The sequence below is a fragment of the Streptomyces akebiae genome, from assembly GCF_019599145.1.
GTDB lineage: Bacteria > Actinomycetota > Actinomycetes > Streptomycetales > Streptomycetaceae > Streptomyces > Streptomyces akebiae.
Map to the genome: position 1 here is coordinate 7,582,923 of NZ_CP080647.1, position 26,543 is coordinate 7,609,465.

The following is a 26,543-nucleotide window of genomic DNA, read 5'->3' on the forward strand; positions in this document are numbered from 1 at the left end:
CGCAGGTTACCCGCCGGGGCGGACCGGCTCGGCGGCGCCCGGGAGCAGTCCTGGATAAAGTTCGCATATGGGTTACTGGTGGGAACGGAACGTCATCGAGCCGGGCAAACTGCCGTTGCTGCTCGCGCTCTCCGCGTTCGTCCTGACGTTCCTGATCACCCGGGTCGTCACCCGAATGATCCGCGCGGGCAAGGGACCGTTCCGCAACATCAGCGGCAGCGGCGGCGTCCACATCCACCACGTCGTCCCCGGTGTCCTGCTCACCGTCGCCGGCGGCTTCGGCGCGGTGGCCAGTGACGGACACGGTCTCGGCGCGCTGATCTCCGCCGTGCTGTTCGGCATGGGCGCGGGTCTGGTGCTGGACGAGTTCGCGCTGATCCTGCACCTCGACGACGTGTACTGGAGCGAGGCCGGCCGCAAGAGCGTCGAGGTGGTCGTGCTGACGGCCGCCCTGGTGGGGCTGATGCTGGTCGGCTTCCTGCCCTTCGGCGTCAACGACCTCGACGAGGAGGAACTGCAGGACCGGGGTGCCGTCATGGTCAGCATGGGGACGAACTTCCTCATCGCCCTGGTCGCCCTCGCCAAGGGCAAGGCCCGCACCGCGATCTTCGGCGTCGTCATCCCGATCGTCGCCGTCGTCGGCGCCATCCGTCTGGCCCGCCCCACCTCCGCCTGGGCCCGCCGCTTCTACCGCCGCAGACCGCGCGCCCGCGCCCGGGCGTGGAAGCGTTCCTACCGCCACGACCGCCGCTGGGCGGGACCCAGCCGCCGCCTTCAGGACTGGATCGGCGGCACCCCGGACGCGACCCCGGACGCGACCCCGGAGCGCCGCTGACGGACGGCCTCCGCCGCGCACACCACCAGCACGGCCGCGAGGGCCGCCAGATGCTCCTTGCCCGCGAGGTTCTCCTTCACCAGCACCTCGACGACCATCGCCAGGACCACCGCGCCCGCCGTGACCCACGCCCGGTACCGCCATCCGACGTACACCGCGAGCCCGACCACGGCGGCCGACGGACCGGTGTCCACGACCCGCGCGTCCGAGGCGGGCAGCCCCAGCAGGGGGACGTCCGGACCGAGTGCGACGCCCACGCGCGCGTACAGCGTGCCGGCCAGGGTGGCCAGGAGGGCGATCGCCAGGGTCCGCCGTCGGCCCAGGCAGATCTCCGCGATGCCGAACACGATCAGGATCTGCGCCAGCGCTCCCCACACCGGCAGGTCCAGCGCCGGTACGAAGAGGGACAGCGGCGTCCGGGCCAGGGCCGTCCAGAGCGGGTCCTCCGCCCGTACGGCACCGGCGTTCTCGACGAACCGGTAGCCCCAGGACTGCTGGTGCGTGACGTGGACGACGGCAGCGAGACAGACGGCGACGACCGTCATCGGGATCGCCCGCAGCCGACGGCGGACCAGGGGTGGGCGCACGGTGGCGCACAGGAGCCCCCACTCGGCGCGGACCCATCGGAGGGCCCGGCCCGCATGCGTCTGGTTCATCCTCACGGTGCGAAGACCGGGCGGGGGACCGTGTAGTTGAGTGATGCCCCAGTGATCCCGATCTCTCCGGTTTGCTGTCGGGTGCGGGTGGGTGGGGAAAGGCACGGGGCGCAGCCGCTCTTTTCAGGGGCGCGCGGAACTGCGCGACCAGCCCCCACCCACCCGCACCCGAAAACGCACCCCGGATGCCGGGACCCTAGGTCGCGTCGTACTCCTCCCCGAGGTTCTTCTCCTCGCCCCCCGGCTTCGCCGGTTCCCCCGCCGCGGCCTCCCGCTCGGGCAGCTCCGCCGCCAACGCGGCCGCGGCCCGCACCAGCGGCAACGCCAGCAGGGCGCCCGCCCCTTCGCCGACCTTCACCCCATGGTCGAGCAGCGGTTCGATCGCCATCCGGTCCAACGCCTTGGCCTGCGCCGGCTCCCCGCTGCCCTGCCCGGCCAGCCACCAGTCCGGCGCCCGGAACGCGACCCGCTGGGCGACCAGCGCACACGCCGCCGACACCACACCGTCCAGGATCACCGGCGTCTTGCGCACCGCGCTCTGCAGCAGGAACCCGGTCATGGCGGCGAGATCCGCCCCACCCACGGTCGCCAGCAACTGCAACTGGTCGCCGAGCACCGGCCGGGCCCGCCGCAGGGAGTCCCGTACGGCCGCGCACTTGCGCATCCATGTCAGATCGTCGATCGCGCGCCCGCCGCGCCCGGTCACGACGGACGCGTCGGTCCCGCACAGCCCGGCGACGAGGACCGCCGCCGCCGTGGTCCCCCCGACACTCACGTCACCGAGGACGACGAGGTCGGTCCCGGAGTCCGCCTCCTCGTCCGCGAGGGCGACGCCCACCCGGAAGGCGGCCTCCGCCTCCTCCGCCGTCAGCGCGTCCTCGACGTCGATACGCCCGGACCCGCGCCGCACCCGATGCCGTACGACCTCGCCGGGCAACGCCTCCGGGTCGCAGTCGAGCGCGAGGTCCACCACGCGGACGGGCACGCCGAGCTGCCGGGCCAGCACCGCCACCGGACTGCTGCCGTCCAGGACGCCCCGCACCAGCTGGTCCGCGGTGCCCGCGGCCCGCGCGGAGACGCCCAGTTCGGCGATCCCGTGGTCGCCCGCGAACAGCAGCACCCGGGGCCGTTCGATCGGCCGCACCGGCACGGCCGACTGCGCCGCCGCCAGCCACTCACCCAGTTCGTCGAGGCGGCCCAGCGCCCCGGGCGGCACGATCTGCTTCTCCCGCCGCGCCTCGGCGTCGCGGCGCACCCCACCGTCGGGGCGCTCGATCAGATCGGTGAAGTCGTCGAGATTAAGCGAGCTCATTCGCCGAACAGTACCGGCAGGGATCGAACACGACGCCGCCACACCATGACCCCGCGACGCACGAACGTCCCATAGCGCCACCGGCACGTCATTGCACCGGGAACCAGGCTCACGTACATACCTTTTCGGGGTCAATGTCCCTATGTCGCCCACAGGAGCCGCCATGCCCCCCACCCCGCGGCCGGAGCCCGGCCCACTCGCGGGAGTCGACCCCTTCCACGAACCGCGCCGGGACGACTGTCCGTGGTGCGGCTCGCGGCAGTTGCGTACGCGGGTGCGCGCGCCGGAGGGGCGGCGGCGCACGCCGGGCACGTTCGTGGTGGACGAGTGCCGGGACTGCTCGCACGCCTTCCAGAACCCCCGGCCCACGGCGGACGGACTGCTGCTCCGGTACCGCCGGCACGCCGTCGAGGACGACGTCCACCCCGACCCCGTCGGGCGACGGCGCCGCCGGCGTCTGCGGGGCGCCGCCCGCGCGCTGCCGCCGTCCCTCGAACCGGAGAGCTGGCTCGACGTCGGCACCGGACACGGCCACTTCCCGGAGGCCGCGCGCGAGATCCACCCGTACACCTCCTTCGACGGTCTCGACCCGACCCCGCGCGTCGACCTGGCATGGGAGGCCGGGCGCGTGGAGGAGGCGTATCGGGGTCTGCTCACCGACCCCGGGATCATGGCGCGGCTGCGCGCCCGCTACGAGGTGGTGAGCATGTTCCACCACCTCGAACACACCGCCGACCCCCGCGAGGAGCTCCGTGCCGCCCGCGCGGTGCTGCGCCCCGGCGGTCATCTCCTCCTCGAAGTCCTGGACCCGGCCCGCCCGTTGGGCGCGCTGCCCGCCAGGAACCGACGCCTGTGGAAGCCGCACGACCGCCCCCGCCCCCTGCACCTCGTGCCCCTGCGCAACCTGCTCGCCGAACTGCGCTCCCTGGACTTCGAGATCCTCGCGGCCCGCCCGTGCACCCCTCTCCCGCCCCGCGCTCACCGCATCCTCGCGCGCCGCACCACACCACCGAGCGCCCCTACAACACCCCGGGCGCCGACGGCCGAACGGCCGGACCGTTCAACCCCGTAGCGACAGGGCCTGCCCCGCCACCACCAGCAGCACGTGCTCGCACTCCTTCGCGAAGGCCGCGTTCAGGCGGCCGAGTTCATCGCGGTAGCGGCGGCCGGAGGCGGTGGCGGGCACGATGCCGGAGCCGACCTCGTTGGAGACGGCGACGAGTGTGCGGCGCGTGTGCCGTACGGCGTCGGTGAGTTCGGTGACACGCGCCCGGAGCGCGCGCTCCCCGCCGCCGGCCCACTCCGCGTCGTCCCACGCCCCCACCGCGTCCATGGCATCGGTCAGCCACAGCGAGAGACAGTCCACGAGCAGTGGCGCCCCGTCGTCGTCCTTCAGCAGCGGGACGAGGTCGCAGGTCTCGACCGTGCGCCAGGACCCGGGCCGCCGCTCACGGTGGGCGGCGACCCGCTCGGCCCACTCCCCGTCGCCGCCCCGCAGCCCGCCGGTCGCCACGTACAGGACGTCGGGGAACGCCTCCAGCCGCCGCTCGGCCTCCACCGACTTCCCGGACCGTGCCCCGCCGAGCACCAGCGTGCGGCGCGGCACATCGGGTACGTCCTCGTAGGCGCCGACCGCCAGCGTCGTCCCGTCCGGCACGGCGCGCGCGCCCGCCGCCGCGAGCCGGCGCGGCAACTCGCCGTCCGGCGGCACGTCGTGGTCGATGTGCACGGCGACGACATCCGTCGTCGGGCCCACGGCCCCCGCCGCGCGCAGCCGCGCCAGTGCGTCCGGCCGCCCCAGCACATCGAGGAGGACCATGTCGTACGGCTCCGACCGCTCCTCCACGCCGGCGGGCGCGCCCCCCGGCGGCAGGTACAGCAACCGTTGGCCGCCCGGACCGGTCACCGCGTACCCGGTGCCGGGCGCGTCCAAAGCCTGGGCCCGTACCCGGTGCCCGGTCAGCAGCGCCAGCTCCCGCCCGTCCGGCACCCGCACCGGCTGCGGCAACCCCGCCGGCACTTCCACGGCGGGCCCGTCGTGCGGATGCGACAGCAGGACCTGCCGCACCCCGGTGAGCGTGCGCCCGGCGCGGGCGGCCGCGAGGGCGGCGCCCGGAGTGAGGTCGAGCAGCAGTGTGCCGTCCACGAGCAGCGCGGTCGCCCCGCGCGCGGCCACACCGAGCGCGGTCGCGCACACCGCGCACGGACAGTCGGGGCGGGGGAGTCCCGCGGGGGCGCCGGTGCCGAGCAATGTCAGTTCCACAGTGACCATTTTCCCGCGTCCGGATGAACACCCGCAGATCCTGTGCGTCCGACTAGGCTCAGGGGGAACCGGATCTTGCTCGGTGCCGTGTGCGGTGCCGGGCCGGTACTTACGGAGGCTCACATGGCGGCATGGACGTGGCGTTTCGAGAAGGCCGACGGGACGGAGGTCCAGCCCGCGGTCCAGCCCGAGGAGTTCACGACCCAGGGAGATGCCGAGTCGTGGATCGGAGAACACTGGAATGCGCTCCGCGAAGGCGGCGCCGACCAGGTCCGTCTCTTCGAGGACACGACGGAGATCTACGGCCCGATGAGCCTGCACGCACAGGACGCGTAGCGCTCCGCGACGGGGCGGGGTCCCTGCCCGGGGCTCCGCCCCGATCCCCGTGAAAGGGGTCGGGGGGCGCGAGTTCGTGGACGGGTGCGGGTCCGGTGGGGCTTGGTCGCGCAGTTCCCCGCGCCCCTGAAGGCTTCAGGCCCCGCGGGCCTGAAAAGCACGGGGCGAAGCCCTGCGGACCCGCACTCCCGAGCTGACAGGCGCCCTCAGCCGCGCACACCGCACAGGTGCAGCAACGCCGCCACCTGCCGATAAGGATCCGTCCGCCCGGCCCGCTCCTCCGCCGCGAGGAGCGCATCGAGATCCCCGTCCCCCTCGGGCAGCGCCGCGTCGTCCGCGGCCAGATCCGTGAACACCCGCACCCCGTACCAGGCGCGCAGCGGCGCCCCGATCCCCGCGAGCGCGTCCGTCAACGTCCCCAGCCGATCCGCCCGCACCTCCAGCCCGAGCCGGTTCCGGTACGCCGTGGTGTCGAAGGCGCCCAGCGCTCCGGCCCAGTCCCCGGCGAGCCCGGCCCGCATCGCGAGCGCGTCGCCGTTGCGGACGAGCAGGGACAGCAGCCCACCCGGCGCCAGCATCCGCGCCAGCCCGGCCAGCAGGGCGTCGGGCTCCTCGACGTACATCAGAACCCCATGACAGAGCACCACGTCGAAACTGCCCGGCAGGAAGTGCACCCCGGTGTCCCGGCCGTCGCCCTCCACGATCCGCATCCGCCCGCGAATGCCCTCGGGCTCGGCGGCGAGCGCCTCCTGGGCCACGGCGATCAGCTTCGACTCCCGCTCGATCCCGGTCACCGCGTGTCCGGCCCGGGCCAGCCGCAGTGCCTGCGTGCCCTGCCCCATGCCCACGTCGAGCACCCGGAGCCGCTGCCCGACCGGGAAGCGTCCGGCTATCTGCTCGTCGACCTGCCGGGAGACCAGCTCCTGTCGTACGACCTCACGCAGGGTGCCCAGTCGGTCCAGCCATGCCTGCGCGGCACCTTCGGAGAAAGGGGTGGTGCTCAGGGCCGCTCTCCGCGCTTGACCTGCGGCTTGGGCAGCCGGAGGCGACGCATCTGGAGCGTGCGCATCAGGGCGTAGGCCACGGCGCCCTTCTTGTTCGCGTCGGGGAAGCGCTCGCCCAGCTGCTTCTTCAGGCGGAACCCGAGGCCGATCGAGTCGACCACGATCAACACGATCACGAAGAGCCACAGCAGCAGCGCGACGTTCTGCAGCGAGGCCACCTGCACCATGCTCAGCACGAGGATGATCACGGCCAGCGGCAGGAAGAACTCCGCGATGTGGAATCGCGAGTCCACGTAGTCGCGGGCGAATCTGCGGACCGGACCCTTGTCCCGCGCCGGCAGATACCGCTCGTCACCGGTGGCCAGCGCCTGGCGCTGCTTCTCCATCGCGGCACGGCGCTCGTCGCGGGAACGCTTGGCGGCCTCCTTGCGCGTCGTCGGCGTATTGGCGACGCTTCGGCGCTGGCCCTGGGCCACACTCCGTTTCGGAGTGGGGCGCCCCTTGGGGGCCTGCGGGTCACGGGTCTGCTTGGAGTCGGTCACCAGCGCCTTGTCGGCGGCCGATTCCTTCTCGCTCTTGGCGCGGCTACGGAACACAAAACCCAAGGGTACGGGGTGCCGGGGCATGGACCCCAGCCCAGTGGGGAACGATCCGGCAACACCCGGCGTCCGTACTGGAGACAGAGCCGGGGCGATGGTGGACGGGGAGACCCGTAAAACCGGAGAAAGCCGGAGAAGACCGAAGAAAGTCGAAAAAGGGGGAACGCGGTGACGGTTCGTCCGTAGCGGGGCTGAGGTATTCCGGGGGTCGGCCCGTACATGACCCCGGGGGACACCTACTCCCTACGCCGGATCGGCGCCGCACACAGTCGTCCTTGGGGATGACCGCATCCGCCCCCGAACAGTGCGGTAATGGATGCAGGGCCCGTACTGTGGGTTCTGTCGCAGACCTGTGAGCTGGAGTCCGTCAGAAGGGGGCGCGCGAAGCCCATGAGCGGTGTCATGAAGCGTATGGGGATGATCTTCCGCGCGAAGGCGAACAAGGCCCTTGACCGGGCCGAGGACCCGCGCGAAACCCTCGATTACTCGTATCAGAAGCAGCTGGAGCTGCTCCAGAAGGTGCGTCGAGGCGTGGCCGACGTCGCCACGTCCCGCAAGCGCCTGGAGCTTCAGCTCAACCAGCTCCAGTCCCAGTCCTCGAAGCTGGAGGACCAGGGCCGCAAGGCACTCGCGCTCGGTCGCGAGGACCTGGCCCGCGAGGCCCTGTCGCGCCGTGCCGCGCTGCAGCAGCAGGTGACGGACCTGGAGACGCAGCACTCCACCCTCCAGGGCGAGGAGGAGAAGCTCACCCTCGCCGCGCAGCGCCTGCAGGCCAAGGTCGATGCCTTCCGTACGAAGAAGGAGACGATCAAGGCCACGTACACCGCCGCCCAGGCCCAGACCAGGATCGGCGAGGCGTTCTCCGGCATCTCCGAGGAGATGGGCGACGTCGGTCTCGCCATCCAGCGCGCCGAGGACAAGACGGCCCAGCTCCAGGCCCGGGCCGGCGCCATCGACGAACTGCTCGCCTCCGGCGCCCTCGACGACCCGTCCGGGATGCACAAGGACGACATCCAGGCCGAGCTGGACCGCCTCTCCGGTGGTACGGACGTCGAGCTGGAGCTCCAGCGCATGAAGGCGGAGCTGGCGGGCGGCCCGTCGTCCGCGCAGCAGCAGGCCATCGAGGGCGGCACCGGCCAGTCGGCGCCGCAGCAGCAGTCCCAGCACCAGGACACCCCGCGCTTCGACAAGTAAGGGGACACTCGTCCCCGAGGAGGGCGACATGATCGTACGGATCATGGGGGAGGGGCAGGTGAGGCTGGACGACGTCCACTTCGCCGAACTGAACAAGCTGGACGACGTACTCCTGGCGGAGATGGAGGGCGGCGACGGCCCGGGCTTCCGGCAGACCCTCCACGCCCTCCTGGACAAGGTCCGCGAACTGGGCACGCCCCTGCCCGACGACTCCCTGGAACCGTCCGAACTGATCCTCCCGGCGCCGGACGCGACGCTGGAGGAGGTCAGGCAGATGCTGAGCGACGACGGCCTGATCCCGGGGTGACGACAGCCGGACAGCCCTGAAAGGGCCGCAGGCCTCTTTCAGGACGGGCACGGGCGGCGGGGGCGACAACCTCAATCTCCGCCCGCCCCCCCCAAAGGCGCCGCCACCACCGGTTCCGCCCCCGGCAACCGCCCCGTACCGTAAACAGTCGTGAGCACCCTCCAGCGGGCCAGGACCTGGCTGACCGCGCATCCCCTCGCGCTGGACGCCGCCCTCGCCCTCGGCGTCCTCGTCGCGATGGTCGCCGGCGCCTTCGTCGACCCGAACGCCGCCCACGGTGAGAAATGGGGCGCCCGCACCCCCGACGCCCTCAGCATCGCGCTCATGGTGCCGGCCGCCGCCGTCCTCGTCGCCCGCCGCCGCGCCCCCATGGCCGTGCTGGCCGCGACCTGCGCCCTCACCCTCACCGAACTGGTGACGGGCGACCCGCGCGCCCCCGTCGCGATGTCCGCCGTCATCGCCCTCTACACCGTCGCCTCCGCCACCGACCGCCCCACCACCTGGCGCGTCGGCCTGCTCACGATGACCGTGCTGACGGGCACGGCCATGCTCGCCGGTCCGCTCCCCTGGTACGCCCAGGAGAACATCGGCATCTTCGCCTGGACCGGCATGGCCGCCACGGCGGGGGACGCGGTCCGCAGCCGCCGCGCCTTCGTGCACGCCATCAGGGAGCGCGCCGAACGGGCCGAGCGGACGCGTGAGGAGGAGGCCCGACGCAGGGTCGCCGAGGAACGGCTGCGGATCGCCCGTGACCTGCACGATGTCGTCGCCCACCACATCGCCCTCGTCAATGTGCAGGCCGGAGTCGCCGCGCACGTCATGGACAAGCGGCCCGACCAGGCCAAGGAGGCCCTCGCCCACGTCCGCGAGGCCAGCCGCTCCGCGCTGGGCGAACTCCGCGCCACGGTCGGCCTGCTGCGCCAGTCCGGCGACCCCGAGGCGCCCACCGAACCCGCCCCGGGCCTGGTCCGGCTCGACGAACTCGTCGGCACCTTCCACAGCGCGGGCCTCGCCGTCGAGGTGGTCCGCGCCGACGAGGGCGTGAGCCTGCCCGCCGCCGTCGACCTCGTCGCGTACCGGGTCATCCAGGAAGCCCTCACCAATGTGCACAAGCACGCGGGCGAGGCGGCGAAGGCCGAGGTCAGCGTCGTACGCGTCGGCCCGAACGTGGAGATCACCGTCCTCGACGACGGCGCCGGACAGCCGGCGAGGGACGACCAGGACGACGAGAACCGCGAGGGCGGCGGGCACGGTCTCCTCGGCATGCGCGAACGCGTCGCCGCACTCGGCGGCACCCTCACCACCGGCCCCCGCTACGGCGGCGGCTTCCGTGTCCATGCGATCCTGCCGCTCAAGACCCGAACGACCACCGCGGAAGCCGTACGACCGTGAGCCGCACGGTCGAGGCGGCGGCCGTACGACCGTGACCAGCGCCCCGGGGGACCCCCTATGACGATCCGCGTCCTGCTCGCCGACGACCAGGCGCTGCTGCGCAGCGCGTTCCGGGTGCTCGTCGACTCGGAGGCGGACATGGAGGTGGTGGGGGAGGCCTCGGACGGGGCGGAGGCGGTGCGGCTCGCGAAGGAGGAGCGGGCGGACGTCGTGCTGATGGACATCCGGATGCCCGGCACGGACGGACTGGCCGCCACCCGCATGATCAGCGCCGACCCGACGCTCGCCCAGGTCCGCGTCGTCATCCTCACCACCTTCGAGGTCGACGACTACGTCGTCCAGTCGCTGCGCGCCGGCGCCTCCGGCTTCCTCGGCAAGGGCTCCGAGCCGGACGAACTGCTGAACGCGATCCGGGTGGCCGCCGGCGGAGAGGCACTGCTGTCGCCCACCGCCACCAAGGGCCTGATCGCCCGCTTCCTCGCCCAGCCCGACGATTCGGCCGACGGCGAGGGCGGAGCCGCCGCCCGCTCGGAGCGCCTCGCCACCCTGACCGGTCGCGAGCGGGAAGTGCTCGTCCAGGTCGCCGGCGGGCTCTCCAACGACGAGATCGCCGAGCGTCTGGAGGTGAGCCCGCTGACCGTGAAGACACACGTCAACCGGGCCATGGCGAAGCTCGGCGCCCGCGACCGGGCGCAACTGGTGGTCTTCGCGTACGAGTCGGGCCTGGTACGACCGAAGGTGGACTGACAGCCGCCGGGGACTACTCCACTCGGAGTATGCGCGGCATAAGGAAATGGCCCTGGGGAGCGAGGGAACAGGCACCCCCCATGGCCCAGGGTATGAGGTGAGCGCTCACAACCGCTTCACACGGGCGACACATGGGGGGATCCAAGCCGCATGTGGCATGGGCGTTCGTCACCCGCTCACGCCACAGAAGAGAGACCCTGACCCATGTCCTGGCTGTCTCGGTTCAGCCTCGCACAACGGGCCCTCGTCGGTCTGATGTCGATCATCGCGCTCGTCTTCGGGGCGATCGCGATACCCCAGCTCAAGCAGCAGCTGCTGCCCACCATCGAACTGCCCATGGTGTCCGTGCTCGCGCCCTACCAGGGTGCGTCCCCGGACGTGGTCGAGAAGCAGGTCGTCGAACCCATCGAGGACAGCCTCGAAGCCGTCGACGGCATCACGGGCGTCACCTCCACCGCCAGCGAGGGCAACGCCCTGATCATGGCGTCCTTCGACTACGGCCCCGGCACCGACCAGCTCGTCGCCGACGTCCAACAGGCCGTCAACCGGGTCCGGGCGCAGCTGCCGGACGACGTGGACCCGCAGGTCATCGCGGGCTCGACGGACGACATGCCGACCGTCGTCCTCGCCGTCTCCGCGGGCCAGGACCAGCAGGCCCTCGCCGACCGGCTCGACCGGACCGTGGTGCCCACGCTTGAGGGCATCGACGGCGTCGGCCAGGTCACCGTCGACGGCGTACGGGACCTCCAGGTCACCGTCACCCCCGACGACGCGAAGCTGGCGAAGGCGGGCCTGAACACGATGGCCCTCTCCCAGGCGCTCCAGGCCGGCGGCGTCACCGTCCCCGCGGGCTCCTTCGACGAGGACGGCGCCAACCGCACCGTCCAGGTCGGCGGCGGCTACACCTCGCTGGAGCAGATCGAGAACCTGATGGTGCGCGGCGAGGGCGCCAAGAAGCCCGTACGCCTCGCCGACGTCGCCGCCGTCAAGGAGGAGCAGGCCAAGGCCGACTCCCTCACCCGCACGAACGGTGAGCCGAGCCTCGCGGTTATGGTCACCATGGACCGGAACGGCAGCGCGGTCGCCATCTCCGAGGCCGTCGAGGAGAAGCTGGCGGACATGCGCCGGGACCTCGGCTCCGGCGCCACCGTCACCGTGGTCAGCGACCAGGGCCCGGCGGTCTCCAAGTCCATCGACGGACTGACCACCGAGGGCGCCCTCGGTCTGGTCTTCGCGGTCCTGGTCATCCTGGTCTTCCTGGCGTCGATCCGCTCGACGCTGGTCACCGCGGTGTCCATCCCGCTGTCGGTGGTCCTGGCGCTGATCGTGCTGTGGACCCGCGACCTCTCCCTCAACATGCTCACCCTCGGCGCGCTGACCATCGCCATCGGCCGGGTCGTCGACGACTCGATCGTGGTGCTGGAGAACATCAAGCGCCACCTCGGCTACGGCGAGGAGCGCGAGGAGGCCATCCTCAAGGCGGTCCGCGAGGTCGCCGGCGCGGTCACCTCCTCCACCCTGACGACGGTCGCCGTCTTCCTCCCGATCGGCCTCACCGGCGGCATGGTCGGCGAGCTGTTCGGCAGCTTCTCGCTGACCGTGACGGCCGCCCTGCTGGCCTCCCTCCTGGTCTCGCTGACCGTGGTCCCGGTGCTGTCGTACTGGTTCCTGCGCGCCCCGAAGGGCACGCCCGAGGACGCCGACGAGGCGCGCCGCAAGGCCGAGGAGAAGGAGGCGAAGAGCCGTCTCCAGCGCTTCTACGTCCCCGTCCTGCGCTTCGCCACCCGCCGCAGGCTGACCAGCATCGCCATCGCGGCCGCCGTCCTGATCGGCACGTTCGGCATGGCCCCGCTGCTGAAGACGAACTTCTTCGACCCCGGTGACCAGGAAGTCCTCAGCCTCAAGCAGGAGTTGAAGCCCGGCACCAGCCTCGCGGCGACCGACGAGCAGACCAGGAAGGTCGAGAAGCTGCTCGCCGACACCGAGGGGGTCAAGGACTACCAGGTCACCGTCGGCTCCTCCGGGTTCATGGCCGCCTTCGGCGGTGGCACCGACACCAACCAGGCCTCGTACAGCGTCATGCTGGACGACTCGGCCGACGCCGCCGGTGTCCAGGACACGATCGAGAAGGGCCTCGCCGGGCTCTCCGGGATCGGTACGACGACCGTCGCGGTCGGCGACGCCTTCGGCAGCCAGGACCTCAGCGTGGTCGTCAAGGCCGCGGACGGCGACGTCCTGCGCAAGGCCGCCGAGCAGGTCCGTGACGCCGTGTCGACCATGGACAACGTCACCGACGTCACCAGCGACCTCGCGCAGAGCGTGCCCCGCATCTCGGTGAAGGCCACCGACAAGGCGGCCGCGGCCGGCTTCGACGACCAGACCCTCGGCGCGGCCGTCGCCCAGGCCGTCCGCGGTACGACCAGCGGCCGGGCGATCCTCGACGACACCGAGCGGGACGTCGTCATCAAGTCGGCGAAGCCCGCCGAGACCATCGAGGAGCTGCGGGACCTGCCGCTGGGCGCGGTGAAGCTGGGCGACATCGCGGACGTCGAGCTCGTGGACGGCCCGGTCTCCATGACCCGGATCGACGGCCAGCGGGCCGCGACGATCACGGCGAAGCCGAAGGGCGACAACACCGGCGCGGTCAGCACCGACCTCACCGCCAAGCTGGACGCGATCAAGCTGCCCGAGGGCGCCACCGCCGACATCGGCGGCGTCTCCGAGGACCAGGACGAGGCCTTCGCCTCCCTCGGCCTCGCGATGCTCGCGGCCATCGCGATCGTCTTCATGCTGCTCGTGGCCACCTTCCGGTCGCTGATCCAGCCGCTGATCCTGCTGGTCTCGATCCCGTTCGCGGCCACCGGCGCGATCGGCCTGCTGATCGTCACCGGCACGCCCATGGGTGTCCCCGCGATGATCGGCATGCTGATGCTGATCGGCATCGTGGTGACCAACGCGATCGTGCTGATCGACCTGATCAACCAGTACCGCCGCCAGGGCTACGGCACGGTCGAGGCGGTCATCAAGGGCGGCCGCCACCGCCTGCGTCCCATCCTGATGACGGCGCTGGCGACGATCTTCGCGCTGCTGCCCATGGCCCTCGGCATCACCGGTGAGGGCGGCTTCATCGCCCAGCCGCTGGCCGTGGTCGTCATCGGCGGCCTGATCACGTCGACACTGCTGACGCTCCTCCTGGTCCCGACCCTCTACACGATGATCGAGATCCGCAAGGAGCGCCGGGCCAAGAAGAAGGCCCTGAAGCGGGCGGGCACCGCGTCCGAGCCGACGAAGCCGGAGTCCGGCTCGGAGGCGGAGAAGCCGGAGCCCGCCGGGGTCTGACACCCCCGAAGGTCCAGGTCGGCCGGGTCGCGGAACCATGAGGGTCCGCGACCCGGCCGACCGTGCGTCGCCCTTACGTATCCTGTGCCTCGAACTGCTTGTCGGGGGGAGGGACCTGGGCGTGCCGCTGCGCAGCGACGACCCGAGATCGGTCGGCGGGTACAAGGTGGTCGACCGGCTCGGCAACGGCGGCATGGGCGTCGTCTACCGGGCGAGATCCCGCTCCGGCCGTGAGGTCGCCGTGAAGGTGGTGCACGCCCAGTACGCGCAGGACGCCGTCTTCCGCAGCCGGTTCCGCCAGGAGATCGAGGCCGTCCGCAAGGTCAGCGGCGCCTTCACCGCGGCGGTCGTGGACGCCGACCCGGAGGCGGAGCGCCCCTGGATGGCGACCCAGTACGTGCCCGGCCGCTCGCTCGCCCAGCGCATCCGCGACCGGGGCCCGCTCCACGACACCGAACTGCGCCCCCTGGCCCTGGGGCTCGTGGAGGCGCTGCGGGAGATCCACCGGGCCGGTGTGGTGCACCGGGATCTGAAGCCGGCCAACGTGCTGATGGCGGACGACGGCCCCCGGGTCATCGACTTCGGCATCTCGCGCGCGGCGGAGAACCTCTCCCTGACCGAGACCGGCCAGATGATCGGCACCCCGCCGTTCATGTCCCCGGAACAGCTCACCGACGCCCGTACGGCCGGCCCCGCCTCGGACGTGTTCTCGCTGGGGACGCTGCTGGTGTACGCCGTCACCGGGCGAGGTCCCTTCGACGCGGACAGCCCCTATCTGACGGCCTACCGGGTGATCCACGACGAACCCGTGCTGGACGGTGTGGACCCGCGGCTGAGCACCGTACTGGCCCGCTGTCTGGCCAAGGAGGCCGCCGACCGGCCCGGACTCGACGAACTGGCGCGGGAGTTCGAGGCGGCTCTGCCGGAGCCGGAGCCGGGAGCCCTGCCGGTGGTGACCCGGCGCGAGGAGGACGCTGCCGCCGTCACGGAGCTTCACCTCGGGACCGGGACGGGCCCGGAGCCGGACCCGCTCCCCGCCCGCCGACGCCGTCTTGGCCCTCTGCTCGCCGCCACTGGCACCGTCGGCGCGTTGGTCCTCGGGCTGACCGCCTATCTGCTGGGGCCGGGAGGCGCGGACACGACCGACACGGCGGCCCCCGCGCCGACCGCGACCTCCCGCTGGACGGCACCGCCCAGCGCCTGGAAACCCTGGCAGACGACGGTGTTCGCGAAGGCCGCGGCAGGCGCACGCCGACCGCTGTCCGCGGGGGACGGCAACGACGGCGGCGCTCCCTCCTGCCAGGTGCACGGGGGCGACGTCTACTGCGGTGGCGCGGGAGCCCTCCCGGTCCGCGTCGACGGCCGTACCGGAAGGACCGTCTGGCGCGCGGCCGTCGCACCGGCCACCACCGAGCGGGGGCTGTACCACGCCTCGGTCCTCGGTGTCCGGGACGGCGCCGTCCTCGTGCAGCAGTCCGTCTCCAGCGACCAACCCGTGGTGGACCCGGTCCATGTCGTCGCCCTCGACGCCGAGACCGGTGAGCGACTGTGGACCCGTCAGGTGGACCCCACCCATGTCTCCTCGGCCCTGGCCGGCGACCTCGTCCTCACCCCCGAACCCGACGGCGTGACGGTCACGGCCCGTTCGCCGCGCACGGGCGCCGAGCGCTGGTCCCTGCCGATGCCCGCCGGTCACCTCTGTTCGTTCACCACGGCCGGAGCGGGCACGTACGCGCACTGCCGGCCGGTGACCCGGGACGCGAAGGCGGTGAACTCGGAATCCCGGGTCCTGGTCGTGGACCGCGCCGACGGCTCGGCCAGGACCGTGGAGGTGCCGCTGGACAGCATCCTCCTCGGCGTCAAGCAGGGCGACCTGGTCCTGGTCGTGGACGGCACCGAGTACACCGACGCGACCCGCGGCGACGACCCGACGTACGACACGATCCTGCTCCTGGACCTGGAGACCGGGACCCGGGTGAACACGAGAACTGGCGAGGACGGGCGGGGCCGGGCGGCACTGGTGGGCGGCGTGCTGGTGTTCACCCGGTCCAGCGGCCAGGTGACCGGCGTGTCACCGCACACGGGCGAGCCGCTGTGGCGGACCAGGACCAGTCTGGAACGGCCGGGCGAGCCCGGGTACGACGCGTCCACGGGAACCCTCTACCTGGCAAGCGACACCGGCAGGGTCGCGGCGCTCGACAGGCTCAAGGGCACCCTGCTGTGGGAGACCCTGCCCCGCGCCACGCCGACCTGGTCCGTCCAGGGCGAGCCCCGGGTGCTGCCCCACACGGGAACGCTGGCCGTGGCCGTCCCCGACGGCACCCTCTTCTCCCTCGACCCCGCTCACCCCCACCGGGAGCCCGTGTCGGGGTGAGCGCGGGGCCGAGGCCCACGAAGAGGTGCCGGAGGAGGGTTACGGCAGCGCCAGCATCCGTTCCAGCGCCAGCTTCGCGAACGCCTCCGTCTCCTTGTCCACCTCGATGCGGTTGACGAGGGTGCCCTCGGCGAGGGACTCCAGGGTCCACACCAGGTGGGGCAGGTCGATGCGGTTCATGGTCGAGCAGAAGCAGACCGTGCGGTCGAGGAACACGATCTCCTTGCCCTCGGGCGCGAAACGGTTCGCCAGCCGCCGCACGAGGTTCAGCTCGGTGCCGATCGCCCACTTGGAACCGGCGGGCGCGGCCTCCAGCGCCTTGATGATGTACTCGGTCGACCCGACGTAGTCCGCCGCCGCCACGACCTCGTGCTTGCACTCGGGGTGGACCAGCACGTTGACGCCCGGGATCCGCTCCCGTACGTCGTTCACGGACTGCAGGCTGAAGCGCCCGTGCACCGAGCAGTGGCCCCGCCACAGGATCATCTTCGCCGCACGCAGCTGCTCGACGGTCAGGCCGCCGCCCGGCTTGTGCGGGTTGTAGACGACGCAGTCGTCGAGCGACATGCCCATGTCCCGCACGGCGGTGTTGCGTCCGAGGTGCTGGTCCGGCAGGAACAGGACCTTCTCGCCCTGCTCGAAGGCCCAGTCCAGGGCCCGCTTCGCGTTCGACGAGGTGCAGATCGTGCCGCCGTGCTTGCCGGTGAAGGCCTTGATGTCGGCGGAGGAGTTCATGTACGAGACGGGCACGACCTGCTCGGCTATGCCGGCCTCGGTCAGCACGTCCCAGCACTCGGCGACCTGCTCGGCGGTGGCCATGTCGGCCATGGAGCACCCGGCGGCCAGGTCCGGCAGGACGACCTTCTGGTCGTCGCCGGTGAGGATGTCCGCCGACTCGGCCATGAAGTGCACACCGCAGAACACGATGTACTCCGCCTCGGGGCGGGCCGCCGCGTCGCGGGCCAGCTTGAAGGAGTCGCCCGTGACGTCCGCGAACTGGATGACCTCGTCGCGCTGGTAGTGGTGGCCGAGCACGAAGACCTTGTTTCCGAGCTTCTCCTTGGCCGCGCGGGCGCGCTCCACGAGATCGGGGTCGGACGGGGAGGGGAGGTCACCCGGGCACTCGACACCGCGCTCGCTCCTCGGGTCGGCCTCGCGGCCGAGCAGCAGCAGGGCGAGGGGCGTCGGCTGTACGTCGAGCTCCTGGGTCTGGGCGGTGGTCACGACACGCACCCTTTCTGTTCTGCGGCTCGCCGCCCGGGGGAGGGTCGGCGGGACATTCGGGCTATCCTTTTCGTCGAATTGACGTTATCTATCATAACCGCTTCACGTCACTTTGACGATGCCCATAGCGTCGATGTGACATGAATCCCGGCGTGGAGTTGTCCACAGCCTTGAGCCGCTCGGTGCCCACCGCACCGGCCATGTGCGAGCATGAAGAGAGACGCGAACGAATCCGCGCGGCCCGGAATGAATCCGGCGCCCCGGCGGTTGCAATCGTCGGCAAGCAGTCTCCGTACAACCCGGGAGAGATGTAGATGTCCGTATCGGACGAGACCGGCACCGTCACCGACGGCATCATCGTGACCGACGCCGCCGCGGCCAAGGTCAAGGCCCTGCTCGACCAGGAAGGCCGTGACGACCTGGCCCTGCGTGTCGCCGTTCAGCCCGGCGGCTGCTCCGGCCTGCGCTACCAGCTCTTCTTCGACGAGCGCTCGCTCGACGGCGACGTGGAGAAGGACTTCGACGGTGTGAAGGTCGTCACCGACCGCATGAGCGCCCCGTACCTGGGCGGCGCCACGATCGACTTCGTCGACACCATCGAGAAGCAGGGCTTCACCATCGACAACCCGAATGCGACGGGTTCCTGCGCCTGCGGCGACTCCTTCAGCTGAGCCCCGCCCGCGCGGTGGCGCCACGCGCGCCAGAGGTACGAGAAGGCGGCGACCCCCTCCGAGGGGGTCGCCGCCTTCGTCGTACCGTCGTGCGTCCTCGTCCCGCCCGCCGCCGGGATGCCTACCGGGGCTGCAGCTCCGCGATGCCGCCCTCCGGGATCGTCTCGCCGTCCGACCCGACCACCTTCCGGTCGCCCAGCGGCTCGTCCAGCGTGACCGTACGCTCCACCACCTTGGCGATCATGATGCAGACCTTGCCCTCCCACGGGGTGTCGGTCACGGTGACCCTCACCTCGCCCGACTCCTCGCTCACCGAGGCCGAGTAGTCGCTGCACACGCCGCCCCAGAAGGACACGGTCAGCTTGTCCCCGTCGACCGTGTAGCCCTGCACCTTCACCTCGTGCGAGGACGATCCGGTCGGCGGTGTGTCACCCGGCTCGCCGGGCCGCTCGGTCGGCTCCGAGCGGGGCTCGGGGGCGGCCAGGTACGCCGGATCCACCGCCGGATGCGTCACCGTGTAGCTGTCCTGGGCTCCCGTCGGCCGCACCTCGAAGAGCCACGACGGCACCAGCGCCGGGTGACCGTCCACCTGATGCGACGCGAGGCCGAACACCGCGTCCTCGACGGTGACCGCCTCCGGCTTCGGCAGCGCGGTCATCCGCTCGCACGGCGTCTCGTCCGCCACGACCGTCCCGCCCTCCCCGGCCGCGCCGTTCTCGCCCGCCAGCGGTACGGGACCGGTGCAGCCGCCGATGCCGCCCCGCTCGGTGCCGACACCCTGGCCCGAGCCGTTCATCAGCTCCAGCGCCCGCGCCGCGTCGACGACGGGGTACGTGTCGCTCTTCACCGGCGACTTCAGGTTGCCGCTGCCGCCGACCACCTGGCCGTCGGCGCCGACCTGGACACCGGTCGACCAGCCGTACGTGGGCAGTCCACCCACCTCGGGATCGGCGTTCACCACGCGTACGGCGCCCATGAGCTGACCGGTGTCGAGCTTGGCGTCGTCCTGGCCGACGGCCTTCAGGACGGGTGCCGCCGCCTTCCTGGCGACCGCCTCGCTCACCGGGTCCCCGCCCTCGGCGGTGCCCGACGTGCAGACGTCGACCTTCCGGCAGTTGTCGGTGCCCGGTGTGTACAGGTTGAACGTCCAGGTCCCCGGTGCCTGCCGGTTCACCCGCAGCACCGGCCCCGAACCGTCTCCGGCCGCCCCCACCCGCCAGGCCTCACCCTCGGTGGTCGGTTCGCCCTCCACTCCGAGTGCCTTCGCCAGCCGCGCGACCTCCGCGGCCGTCACCTCGCCCTTGACCAGGTGGACCGCGGCGGAGTCGGGGCCGTCGGGCAGGTCGCCGTCAGCGCGGTAGGTGACCCCGTTGGGGTCGGGCTCACCGGGTGCGATGCCGTTCGAACCACCGCCGGTGTACCCGTCGAGCGCGAGCGGCGGGGGAGTGCCGTCACCGCCGGGCGAGCCGGAGCCGCCACTGCTGCCGCCGGGCCCACCGGACGAGGTCGAGGCGAGAAGCGCCCCGCCACCCCCGACCAGCAACACGGCGGCGGCCACCGACGCCACGACCAGCCGCGAACGGGGACGCCGCGGACGTCGTAGGGGCTCGGGCTCGGCCCGGTCACTCTCCGGAGCCGCAGCTGGGGCCGGAGCCGGAGCCGGATCGGTAACGGAAGTGGACGCCGGAGCCGGATCGGAAGCCGGAGCCTGCTCGGCAGGAGCATCGGCCTTCTCGGCCTTCTCGGCCTGCACGGTCTTCTCGGCGCTCTCCGCCCGCGCGGCCGTCTCTGTCCCCTCGGCCTTCCCGGTCGCGTCGGCCTTCCCGGTCGCGTCGGCCTCAGGGGCGTCGTCCCCGGCAGCCCCGAGTTCCGCGGTGGCGTCGGGCTCGGGGCCCTCGTCCGGGTTCTCGGGGTTGTCGGGTCGCTCGGGGTTCACCGCATCGCTCCTTCGGCAAGTCGTACACCGCCTCCCCTATACGGGGGACAGCGATGGGACGCGGCGGAGGAGCCGACGGTTCCCTCAGTCGCCGTACTCCGGCATCGCGTCCACCAGGCGCGCGGACGTCGCCGGCACCGTCACCCCGTGAATGAGCGAAGGGGACACCGGAGCCGTAATGACCTTCGCGGGGGCCGCCCAGTGCGGAACCATCCGGGCGCAGTCGCCACGCAGGGCCGCGAGGCCGCCGTCCGGGTCGAACGGGACGGTGCCGTGGATCTTGGGGTTTGTCATAACGGCACCGTACGCACCGGAAACCCCACGAAGAAAGACCTACTATCGGGTAGTTTCGCCTGCTTCAGCGCACGCGTACGACCCGGTAGCGTGAACTGTCAATCCCCCTCCCTTCGCAGGAGTGTGTCCTCGCCGTGCGTATCGCAGTCTCCGGCTCCATCGCCACCGACCATCTGATGACCTTCCCGGGCCGCTTCGCCGACCAACTCGTCGCGGACCAACTGCACACGGTCTCCCTCTCCTTCCTCGTCGACCAGCTCGACGTACGCCGAGGCGGTGTCGGCGCGAACATCGCGTTCGGCATGGGGCAGCTCGGCACGCGGCCGATCCTGGTCGGCGCGGCGGGTGCCGACTTCGACGAGTACCGCGCGTGGCTCGACCGGCACGGGGTGGACACCTCCTCCGTGCGCATCTCCGAGACGCTGCACACGGCCCGCTTCGTGTGCACCACGGACGCCGACCACAACCAGATCGGCTCCTTCTACACCGGCGCGATGAGCGAGGCCCGCCTCATCGAGCTGAAGACCGTCGCCGACCGGGTCGGCGGCCTCGACCTCGTCCTCATCGGCGCGGACGACCCGGAGGCGATGCTCCGCCACACGGAGGAGTGCCGCTCGCGGGCCATCCCGTTCGCCGCGGACTTCTCCCAGCAGATCGCCCGTATGGGAGGGGAGGAGATCCGGATACTGCTGGACGGCGCCACGTACCTGTTCTCCAACGAGTACGAGAAGGGCCTCATCGAGTCCAAGACCGGCTGGTCGGACGAGGAGATCCTCGCGAAGGTGGGCCACCGGGTGACCACGCTCGGCGCGCGCGGTGTCCGGGTCGAGCGGGCCGGGCACGACCCGATCGAGGTCGGCTGCGCCGAGGAGGAGCGCAAGGCCGACCCCACCGGCGTCGGCGACGCCTTCCGGGCCGGGTTCCTGTCCGGGCTCGCGTGGGGCGTCTCGCTGGAGCGGGCCGCGCAGGTCGGCTGCATGCTCGCGACGCTGGTCATCGAGACGGTCGGCACGCAGGAGTACCAGCTGCGGCGTGGGCACTTCATGGAGCGCTTCACCAAGGCGTACGGGCAGGACGCCGCCGAAGAGGTTCAGGCTCACCTCGGCTGAGGTCGCCGCCGCGACCACCGGGTCGCCGAGGCCGCTCGTCGTCGGCCGCCGGTTCGATGCGCTTATTCGCGCTTGTTCGCGCAGTTTCCCGCGCCCCGGGTTTCCCGGTGCGCGGGGAACATCAGCTCACCCTGCGCACCACGTACGCCGAACCCCGCTCCACCGGCTCCTCGCCCACGTACTCCTGGCCCCGCATCTCGCACCACGCCGGGATGTCCAGGCGGGCCGCCTCGTCGTCCGACAGGACACGGACCGTGCCGCCGACCGGGACGTCCCCGATCACCTTGGCCAGCTCGATGACGGGGATCGGGCACCGCTTGCCGAGCGCGTCCACGACGAGGGTGTCCTCCCGCACGGCCGCCACGGTGGTGGCCGCCGGCGCCCCGAGCTTCTCGCGCACCGCCGCGACGGCCCCCGGCAGCACGGACAGGAACCGCTCGACATCCTCGGCCGCCGCACCCGTCGGCAGCGAGACCCGCACGTTCCCCTCGCTCAGCACCCCCATGGCCCGCAGCACATGGCTCGGCGTCAGCGTGCTGCTCGTACAGGAGGACCCGGAGGAGACGGAGAAGCCCTCGCGGTCCAGCTCGTGCAGCAGTGTCTCCCCATCGACATAGAGACAGGAGAAGGTGACCACGCCGGGCAGCCGGCGCTCCGGGTCGCCCACCACCTCCACGTCCGGCACCAGCGACGGCACCCGCGCCCGGATCCGCTCCGTCAACTCCCGCAGCCGTACGGCCTCCTCGTCGGCCTCCGCCCGTACGGCCCGCAGTGAGGCGGCGGCCGCCACGATCGCCGGGATGTTCTCGAAGCCGGCGGCCCGCCCCGACTCCCGCTCGTCGGTGGGCCCTTGTGCCGCGAACCGCACACCCTTGCGGACGACGAGCAGCCCGACTCCGGACGGTCCGCCCCATTTGTGGGCACTGCCGGTCAACACCGACCAGTCCCCGTTCACCCGCCCCCAGCCGAGCGACTGTGCCGCGTCCACCAGCAGCGGCACCCCGGCCTCCCGGCAGGCCGCCGCCACCTCGGCCACCGGCTGCTCGGTCCCCACCTCGTGGTTGGCGGACTGGAGACAGGCGAGCGCGGTGTCCGGCCGCAGGGCCTCGGCGTAGGCGGAGGCGGTGACGGCTCCGGCACGGTCCACCGCCACTTGGGTGACCGTTCCGCCCACGGACTCGTGCACCTCCGCCGCGTGCAACACCGAAGAGTGTTCGACCGCCGACACGATCAGGTGACGTCCCGTCCGCCGCCGCCCGGCCAGCACGCCCGCGACCCCGGAATGCACGGCCCGCGTCCCGGACGACGTGAAGACCAGTTCGTCCACCCGGCACCCCACGGCCTCGGCGGCGGCCTCCCGGGCCGCGTCGAGCAACAGCCGGGCCCGCCGCCCCTCCCGGTACAACCGCGCGGGATCCGCCCACCCCTCGTCCAGCGAAGCCAGCAACGCCTGCCGGGCGACGGGATGGAGAGGAGCGGAGGAAGCGGAGTCGAAGTAGGCCACAGGTCAACGCTAAAGCCTCGGGCCGACAACAAAGGGGCGCGGGGAACTCCGCGAACGACCACAACACACCCCGCACCCGCCAAAACACCCGAACCCCCGAGCTATTAGGCGCCGGGCGTGACCCCCGGCGAGTTGGTACCCCCTCCCCGCGCGACCCCAAAACGCGTCCAGTAGGGTTTGGTCCGCATAAACATCCAAACCCCTGCCCGTCGCAGGGCGGCGACCGACCAGCGAGAAGGCCGCACCCATACCGCGCGGGCGAGAACCTCGGGAAGGCGCTACGTGAGTCCCAACGGCTCCGACCTCCCCCACCGCCTTAAGGGCGTGGGCGGTACCCCCATGCCGCGGCGCCCGATGCGGCGGAAGCTGCTGCAGGCAATGACCGCAGGCCTGGTCCTGGCGACCGCCACCGGTTGCACATGGGAGGACTTCCCCCGCCTGGGTATGCCCACCCCGACCACGGAAGAGGCTCCGCGGATCCTCTCCCTGTGGCAGGGGTCGTGGGCGGCCGCGCTCGCCACGGGCGTGCTGGTGTGGGGCCTGATCCTGTGGAGTGCTTTCTTCCACCGGCGCAGCCGCACCAAGGTCGAAGTTCCCCCGCAGACCCGGTACAACATGCCCATCGAGGCGCTGTACACGGTCGTCCCGCTGATCATCGTCTCGGTGCTCTTCTACTTCACCGCCCGCGACGAGTCGAAGCTCCTCGACACGTCGAAGAAGCCCGACCTCACGGTCAACGTGGTCGGCTTCCAGTGGAGCTGGTGTTTCAACTACATCGAGAACGTCGACGGCTCCACGGGCGACGCGAAGACCGACGAGAACCTGGCCGCCATCCCGGACCGGTTCAAGGAGGACTTCCCGGCGAACGCCGGCGGTGCCTACACCTGCGGCATTCCTGGCGACAAGAACCCGCAGACCGGCAACCCCGGCCCGACCCTCTGGCTCCCTGAGGGCAAGACGGTCCGCTTCGTCCTCACCTCGCGTGACGTCATCCACTCCTTCTGGGTGGTGCCGTTCCTGATGAAGCAGGACGTCATCCCGGGCCACACCAACGCCTTCCAGGTGACCCCCAACCAGGAGGGCACCTTCCTGGGCAAGTGCGCCGAACTCTGCGGCGTGGACCACTCTCGGATGCTCTTCAACGTGAAGGTCGTCTCCCAGGAGCGCTACGAGGAGCACCTCAAGTCGCTCGTGGAGAAGGGCCAGACCGGTTACGTCCCGGCCGGCATTGAGCAGACGAGCCACGAGAAGAACCGGGAGACGAACCAACTGTGAGCATCCTCAACGAACCCCAGGGTGCTTCCGCCGAGACCGGAGGCTCGTACGAGGACGAGCTGCCGGTACGGCGCAAGCAGCCCGGCAACGTCGTGGTGAAGTGGCTGACGACCACCGACCACAAGACGATCGGCACGCTGTACCTGGTCACGTCGTTCGCGTTCTTCTGCATCGGCGGCGTCATGGCGCTCTTCATGCGCGCCGAGCTCGCCCGCCCGGGTACGCAGATCATGTCGAACGAGCAGTTCAACCAGGCGTTCACGATGCACGGCACGATCATGCTGCTGATGTTCGCGACGCCGCTGTTCGCCGGATTCGCCAACTGGATCATGCCGCTGCAGATCGGCGCGCCCGACGTGGCGTTCCCGCGGCTGAACATGTTCGCGTACTGGCTGTACCTCTTCGGCTCGCTCATCGCGGTCGGTGGCTTCCTCACCCCGCAGGGCGCGGCCGACTTCGGCTGGTTCGCCTACAGCCCGCTGTCGGACGCGGTCCGCAGCCCGGGCATCGGCGCCGACATGTGGATCATGGGTCTGGCCTTCTCCGGCTTCGGCACGATCCTCGGCTCGGTCAACTTCATCACCACGATCATCTGCATGCGCGCGCCCGGCATGACCATGTTCCGCATGCCGATCTTCACCTGGAACGTGCTGCTGACCGGTGTCCTGGTCCTGCTCGCCTTCCCGGTCCTCGCGGCCGCGCTGTTCGCCCTGGAGGCGGACCGCAAGTTCGGTGCGCACGTCTTCGACGCGGCCAACGGCGGCGCCCTGCTCTGGCAACACCTCTTCTGGTTCTTCGGCCATCCAGAGGTGTACATCATCGCGCTGCCGTTCTTCGGCATCATCTCCGAGGTCATCCCGGTCTTCTCCCGCAAGCCGATGTTCGGCTACATGGGCCTGATCGGCGCGACCATCGCGATCGCCGGCCTCTCCGTCACGGTGTGGGCGCACCACATGTACGTCACCGGTGGCGTACTGCTGCCGTTCTTCTCCTTCATGACGTTCCTCATCGCCGTACCGACCGGTGTGAAGTTCTTCAACTGGATCGGCACGATGTGGAAGGGCTCGCTGTCCTTCGAGACGCCGATGCTCTGGGCGACCGGCTTCCTGATCACCTTCACCTTCGGTGGTCTGACCGGTGTCATCCTGGCCTCGCCCCCGATGGACTTCCACGTCTCCGACTCGTACTTCGTGGTGGCGCACTTCCACTACGTCGTCTTCGGCACCGTGGTGTTCGCGATGTTCTCCGGCTTCCACTTCTGGTGGCCGAAGATGACGGGCAAGATGCTCGACGAGCGCCTCGGCAAGATCACCTTCTGGACGCTGTTCATCGGCTTCCACGGCACCTTCCTCGTCCAGCACTGGCTGGGCGCCGAGGGCATGCCGCGCCGGTACGCGGACTACCTCGCGGCCGACGGGTTCACCGCGCTGAACACGATCTCCACGATCGCCTCGTTCGTGCTCGGTCTGTCGATCCTGCCGTTCCTCTACAACGTGTGGAAGACCGCCAAGTACGGCAAGCCCGTCGGCGTCGACGACCCGTGGGGCTACGGCCGCTCCCTGGAGTGGGCGACCTCCTGCCCGCCGCCGCGGCACAACTTCCTCACCCTGCCGCGGATCCGCAGTGAATCCCCGGCGTTCGACCTGCACCACCCGGAGATCGCCGCGCTCGAACAGCTCGCGCAAGGCGGCCCGGCGGCCAACGAGCTCGCGACCAGCGGCAAGGAGGCCGGCAAGTGAAGGTCCAAGGCAAGATGTTCATCTGGCTGAGCGTCTTCGTCCTCGCCATGGCGATCGTCTATGGCGTGTGGTCGAAGGAGCCGGCCGGCACCACGGCCCTCTTCCTGGCCTTCGGCCTGTGCATCATGGTCGGCTACTACCTGGCCTTCACGGCTCGGCGGGTCGACGTGGGCGCGCAGGACGACAAGGAGGCCGACGTCGCGGACGACGCCGGTGAGCTGGGCTTCTTCAGCCCGCACAGCTGGCAGCCCCTCGCCCTGGGCGTGGGCGGCGCGCTCGCCTTCATGGGCGTCGTCTTCGGCTGGTGGCTGCTGTACTTCTCGACCCCGATCATCCTGATCGGCCTGTGGGGCTGGGTCTTCGAGTACTACCGCGGCGAGAACCAGAACCAGTAGCACGGCGCCGCTAGCACGCACCGCGCGCACGGAAGCCC

At 71.2% G+C, this 26,543-nt stretch carries 23 protein-coding genes; 14 read left to right on the forward strand and 9 right to left on the reverse strand.

Translation table 11 applies throughout. The features are described from left to right. Window positions 1–67: 67 nt before the first annotated feature. Window positions 68–835 carry a hypothetical protein gene (locus tag K1J60_RS32795; protein ID WP_220649367.1) on the forward strand — a complete coding sequence of 256 codons (768 nt, stop codon included), beginning with the start codon at window positions 68–70 and terminating at the stop codon, window positions 833–835. Here K1J60_RS32795 and K1J60_RS32800 read toward each other — a convergent pair. Then, window positions 775–1,491 carry a hypothetical protein gene (locus tag K1J60_RS32800; protein WP_220649368.1) on the reverse strand — a complete coding sequence of 239 codons (717 nt, stop codon included), beginning with the start codon at window positions 1,489–1,491 and terminating at the stop codon, window positions 775–777. The two genes, K1J60_RS32795 and K1J60_RS32800, sit on opposite strands and share 61 nt — an antisense overlap. Window positions 1,492–1,687: 196 nt before the next feature. Then, window positions 1,688–2,803 (reverse strand): nicotinate-nucleotide--dimethylbenzimidazole phosphoribosyltransferase, encoded by a 1,116-nt coding sequence (cobT, locus tag K1J60_RS32805; protein WP_259408032.1) that lies wholly within the window; start codon window positions 2,801–2,803, stop codon window positions 1,688–1,690. Between the two features lie 163 nt (window positions 2,804–2,966). On the opposite strand from cobT, the gene K1J60_RS32810 reads away from it, so the two are divergent. Then, entirely contained in the window at window positions 2,967–3,875 is a 909-nt protein-coding gene (locus K1J60_RS32810; protein WP_220649369.1) for a class I SAM-dependent methyltransferase, read from the forward strand. On the opposite strand, the gene K1J60_RS32815 is transcribed toward K1J60_RS32810, so the two are convergent. Next, entirely contained in the window at window positions 3,864–5,066 is a 1,203-nt protein-coding gene (locus tag K1J60_RS32815; protein WP_220649370.1) for a bifunctional adenosylcobinamide kinase/adenosylcobinamide-phosphate guanylyltransferase, read from the reverse strand. The genes K1J60_RS32810 and K1J60_RS32815 overlap by 12 nt on opposite strands. A gap of 123 nt (window positions 5,067–5,189) precedes the next feature. On the opposite strand from K1J60_RS32815, the gene K1J60_RS32820 reads away from it, so the two are divergent. Continuing rightward, window positions 5,190–5,402, forward strand: a complete 213-nt coding sequence (locus tag K1J60_RS32820) for a hypothetical protein (RefSeq protein WP_220649371.1) — start codon at window positions 5,190–5,192, stop codon at window positions 5,400–5,402. 206 nt (window positions 5,403–5,608) lie between these two features. Here K1J60_RS32820 and K1J60_RS32825 read toward each other — a convergent pair whose 3' ends face one another. Beyond that, a complete protein-coding gene (locus K1J60_RS32825) occupies window positions 5,609–6,244 on the reverse strand; it encodes a class I SAM-dependent methyltransferase (RefSeq protein WP_398684315.1) in 636 nt (211 codons plus the stop codon). Window positions 6,245–6,402: 158 nt separating this feature from the next. After that, a complete protein-coding gene (locus tag K1J60_RS32830) occupies window positions 6,403–7,032 on the reverse strand; it encodes a DUF3043 domain-containing protein (RefSeq protein WP_220649372.1) in 630 nt (209 codons plus the stop codon). A gap of 363 nt (window positions 7,033–7,395) precedes the next feature. Here K1J60_RS32830 and K1J60_RS32835 point away from each other — a divergent pair, with 363 nt between their 5' ends. The 6 genes from K1J60_RS32835 (at window position 7,396) to K1J60_RS32860 (ending at window position 16,358) form a co-directional block, all read left to right on the forward strand. Further along, window positions 7,396–8,199, forward strand: a complete 804-nt coding sequence (locus K1J60_RS32835) for a PspA/IM30 family protein (RefSeq protein WP_220649373.1) — start codon at window positions 7,396–7,398, stop codon at window positions 8,197–8,199. A gap of 28 nt (window positions 8,200–8,227) precedes the next feature. Further along, window positions 8,228–8,506 (forward strand): PspA-associated protein PspAA, encoded by a 279-nt coding sequence (gene pspAA / locus K1J60_RS32840; RefSeq protein WP_220649374.1) that lies wholly within the window; start codon window positions 8,228–8,230, stop codon window positions 8,504–8,506. A 150-nt stretch (window positions 8,507–8,656) separates the two neighbouring features. Continuing rightward, window positions 8,657–9,898: a sensor histidine kinase gene (locus tag K1J60_RS32845; RefSeq protein WP_220649375.1), complete on the forward strand. Its 1,242-nt coding sequence runs from the start codon at window positions 8,657–8,659 to the stop codon at window positions 9,896–9,898. 57 nt (window positions 9,899–9,955) lie between these two features. Further along, complete coding sequence (locus K1J60_RS32850) at window positions 9,956–10,645, forward strand: response regulator (RefSeq protein ID WP_033528193.1); 690 nt, start codon at window positions 9,956–9,958, stop codon at window positions 10,643–10,645. 204 nt (window positions 10,646–10,849) lie between these two features. After that, the gene (locus K1J60_RS32855) at window positions 10,850–13,984 is read left to right on the forward strand and encodes an efflux RND transporter permease subunit (protein ID WP_220649376.1); all 3,135 of its coding nucleotides are present in this window, start codon (window positions 10,850–10,852) and stop codon (window positions 13,982–13,984) included. 121 nt (window positions 13,985–14,105) lie between these two features. After that, complete coding sequence (locus tag K1J60_RS32860; protein WP_220649377.1) at window positions 14,106–16,358, forward strand: protein kinase domain-containing protein; 2,253 nt, start codon at window positions 14,106–14,108, stop codon at window positions 16,356–16,358. Between the two features lie 39 nt (window positions 16,359–16,397). Here the strand turns inward: K1J60_RS32860 and nadA are convergent, their stop codons facing one another. Continuing rightward, entirely contained in the window at window positions 16,398–17,582 is a 1,185-nt protein-coding gene (nadA, locus tag K1J60_RS32865; RefSeq protein WP_220649378.1) for a quinolinate synthase NadA, read from the reverse strand. 314 nt (window positions 17,583–17,896) lie between these two features. On the opposite strand from nadA, the gene K1J60_RS32870 reads away from it, so the two are divergent. After that, window positions 17,897–18,253: a HesB/IscA family protein gene (locus K1J60_RS32870; protein ID WP_059080740.1), complete on the forward strand. Its 357-nt coding sequence runs from the start codon at window positions 17,897–17,899 to the stop codon at window positions 18,251–18,253. A 121-nt stretch (window positions 18,254–18,374) separates the two neighbouring features. On the opposite strand, the gene K1J60_RS32875 is transcribed toward K1J60_RS32870, so the two are convergent. Together K1J60_RS32875 and K1J60_RS32880 are read right to left on the reverse strand one after the other, a co-directional pair. Then, entirely contained in the window at window positions 18,375–20,189 is a 1,815-nt protein-coding gene (locus K1J60_RS32875; RefSeq protein ID WP_220649379.1) for a cell envelope integrity protein TolA, read from the reverse strand. Between the two features lie 84 nt (window positions 20,190–20,273). Then, window positions 20,274–20,483 (reverse strand): hypothetical protein, encoded by a 210-nt coding sequence (locus K1J60_RS32880; RefSeq protein ID WP_033528187.1) that lies wholly within the window; start codon window positions 20,481–20,483, stop codon window positions 20,274–20,276. A gap of 134 nt (window positions 20,484–20,617) precedes the next feature. On the opposite strand from K1J60_RS32880, the gene K1J60_RS32885 reads away from it, so the two are divergent. Next, window positions 20,618–21,592 (forward strand): carbohydrate kinase family protein, encoded by a 975-nt coding sequence (locus K1J60_RS32885; protein ID WP_033528186.1) that lies wholly within the window; start codon window positions 20,618–20,620, stop codon window positions 21,590–21,592. A gap of 121 nt (window positions 21,593–21,713) precedes the next feature. Here K1J60_RS32885 and K1J60_RS32890 read toward each other — a convergent pair whose 3' ends face one another. Beyond that, window positions 21,714–23,096 (reverse strand): cysteine desulfurase/sulfurtransferase TusA family protein, encoded by a 1,383-nt coding sequence (locus K1J60_RS32890; RefSeq protein ID WP_220649380.1) that lies wholly within the window; start codon window positions 23,094–23,096, stop codon window positions 21,714–21,716. Window positions 23,097–23,378: 282 nt separating this feature from the next. On the opposite strand from K1J60_RS32890, the gene ctaC reads away from it, so the two are divergent. From ctaC to K1J60_RS32905, 3 genes are read left to right on the forward strand one after another with little or no spacing between them, the layout of a single operon-like run. Then, window positions 23,379–24,371 carry an aa3-type cytochrome oxidase subunit II gene (ctaC, locus tag K1J60_RS32895; RefSeq protein WP_398683654.1) on the forward strand — a complete coding sequence of 331 codons (993 nt, stop codon included), beginning with the start codon at window positions 23,379–23,381 and terminating at the stop codon, window positions 24,369–24,371. Further along, window positions 24,368–26,110 carry an aa3-type cytochrome oxidase subunit I gene (gene ctaD, locus K1J60_RS32900; RefSeq protein WP_220649381.1) on the forward strand — a complete coding sequence of 581 codons (1,743 nt, stop codon included), beginning with the start codon at window positions 24,368–24,370 and terminating at the stop codon, window positions 26,108–26,110. Before ctaC ends, ctaD begins: the two co-directional genes overlap by 4 nt. Then, window positions 26,107–26,505 carry a cytochrome c oxidase subunit 4 gene (locus K1J60_RS32905; protein ID WP_033528182.1) on the forward strand — a complete coding sequence of 133 codons (399 nt, stop codon included), beginning with the start codon at window positions 26,107–26,109 and terminating at the stop codon, window positions 26,503–26,505. Before ctaD ends, K1J60_RS32905 begins: the two co-directional genes overlap by 4 nt. Window positions 26,506–26,543 lie beyond the last annotated feature (38 nt).